Genomic DNA, 2,043 nt, shown 5'->3' on the forward strand with positions numbered 1-2,043 from the left:
GTCCGCAGCCGCCCCACCCGTAGCCGCCCCGCGCGCCGCATCCCGCGGCGCGCGGCGGCCGGGAGGCGGCTCTTCTCATGGCCGCCCCTCCTCCCGTGCTCCCGCCCTTCGGCCGGAGCTCCCCCACTCCCGGAGCAACAACCGCCACAAGACGGGGAGTTGACCCCTTCGGCGGAGGAATCCGTCAACCGGGACAGAACGCACCGGACGGCCGCCCGTCGACAGGGACGCACGGGCCGTAAAGCGTGAGATGTGCGCCACACCCGGGGCGGAGCATGCGGAACGGGTATGCAATACACCGGGCCGCGCGCGGTTGTTTATGCAACCGGCGGGTAACCGGATCGAGCGGGGTCCGCGCTGCCCGTCCGGGCCGGCCCCGACATTCCTGCTCCTTGCTCCGACTTGCTCCAGCCGGTCCTCGGCATGCCCCCGGGCGATGGCCGAACGCGGTACGAGGGAGGTGCCCGCCGAGTGAAGTCCATGGTCACAGCCGCGCGTGTGCGAAGTTGCGAGTTCCGGTGCGTGCCGCCGCCGACGGTTCGGGCCCGCCCGACGGGCGTCCGGGCCGACGGCGCGGCACGCGTGTGCGTCGGGATGCGGGTCCATGGCTGAACCCCGGATCCGCAGACCCGGGGCGTGCGTCATGTATGGGGGATGACCGCCCTATGCATGGGGGAGGGCCCAGCCTCAACGAGTCACGGCCCGTGCCGGTTCCGTGACTACGCAGCGTGAGGCAACCATTCTCCAGTTCGATTCGTATATCTCCGTGGAAGCCCCGTGGACCCGTGGGGCGCGTGATGCCGGAGCGTCACGATCCGCTTGAATGGGTCCGCACCGAGCAAGGAGAACCGATGCGACCGTTCGCGCTCAACTATGCCCGTCCGGCCCAGGTGTTGGAGGTCAGCGCTCCGTATGCCTACGACTCCGGACTGCAGTTGAACGTCCTGCCGGACGGGCGGCTCGCCGCCCATGATTACGCCCTGTTGCGGGAGCTGGGGGCGACGACCTCCACCGCGGGCTCGAAGACCCACTTCGACGACTGAATCCGGACCCCCGAAAATGACGGTTCTGATCCTGACGTGCGAACAGGATGTGACCGCGGACATGGTGGTGGCGGAACTCGACGGGACCGGCGTCCCGGTCGTCCGCCTCGATCCCGCGGACCTGCCGGGCCCCGTGGCCCTGTCGGGTGAGTACGTGCGCGGCGGCTTCCACGGGCACCTGTCCGCCGGCGGGCGGCTGGTGAGCATGGGCGGGCTGCGGTCCGTCTGGGTCCGCAGGCCCGGTGTGCCCGCGACCCGTGCCGCCGAGCCGTCCGACTGGCTGACCGAGGAGTCCGGACAGGCGCTCTACGGCATGCTCCGGTCCACCGACGCGCGCTGGATGAACCACCCCGACGCGGCCCGCCGGGCCCGTCACAAGCCCTGGCAGCTCCACCTCGCCCAGCGCAGCGGCCTGCCCGTGCCCGCCACCCTGATCACCACGTTCCCGCAGGCCGCCCGCGACTTCGCCGGACGCTTTCCGGACCTGGTGGTCAAGCCCGTCTCGGGCGCGCACCCGCAGGAACCGCCCCGGGCGGTGCCCACCAGCCGGGTCGCGCCCGGCACCGACTTCGCGGCCGTCGCGTACGGCCCGACCCTGCTCCAGCGGCGCGTGGCCAAGCGCGCCGACATCCGGCTCACCTGCGTGGGCGACCGGATCTTCGCCGCCCGCAAGGAGGTCGCCCCGGACGCCGACCCCGACGAGGTGGACGTGCGGTTCGCCCCCTCGGACGCCCTGTGGCACGCGGTGGACGCGCCGTCGTCCGTCGCGGAGGGGGTGCGCAGCTACCTCCGCGGGGCCGGACTGGCCTACGGGGCCTTCGACTTCGCCGAGGACGCCGAAGGGATGTGGTGGTTCCTGGAGTGCAACCAGTCCGGCCAGTTCGGCTTCGTGCAGATCGAGTCGGGCCAGCCGATAGCGGCCGCCGTGGCCGACTGGCTGGCCGCCCCCGCCCGCCCCGGCTCCCTGTCGAACGGCAGCAGGACATGGGCGATCGAGGGG

General features: G+C 72.2%; 2 protein-coding genes. Both read left to right on the plus strand.

Annotation, left to right across the window (positions count from 1 at the left end; genetic code table 11):
• Positions 1-851: 851 nt before the first annotated feature.
• The gene (tgmA, locus tag FGF04_RS38955; RefSeq protein WP_149516121.1) at positions 852-1,043 is read left to right on the plus strand and encodes a putative ATP-grasp-modified RiPP; all 192 of its coding nucleotides are present in this window, start codon (positions 852-854) and stop codon (positions 1,041-1,043) included.
• 16 nt (positions 1,044-1,059) lie between these two features.
• The coding region (gene tgmB, locus FGF04_RS38960) for an ATP-grasp ribosomal peptide maturase (protein ID WP_149516122.1) at positions 1,060-2,043 on the plus strand (984 nt) is incomplete at its 3' end.

Origin of the sequence: Streptomyces apricus (assembly GCF_008369065.1) — a bacterium.
GTDB classification, from domain to species: domain Bacteria; phylum Actinomycetota; class Actinomycetes; order Streptomycetales; family Streptomycetaceae; genus Streptomyces; species Streptomyces apricus.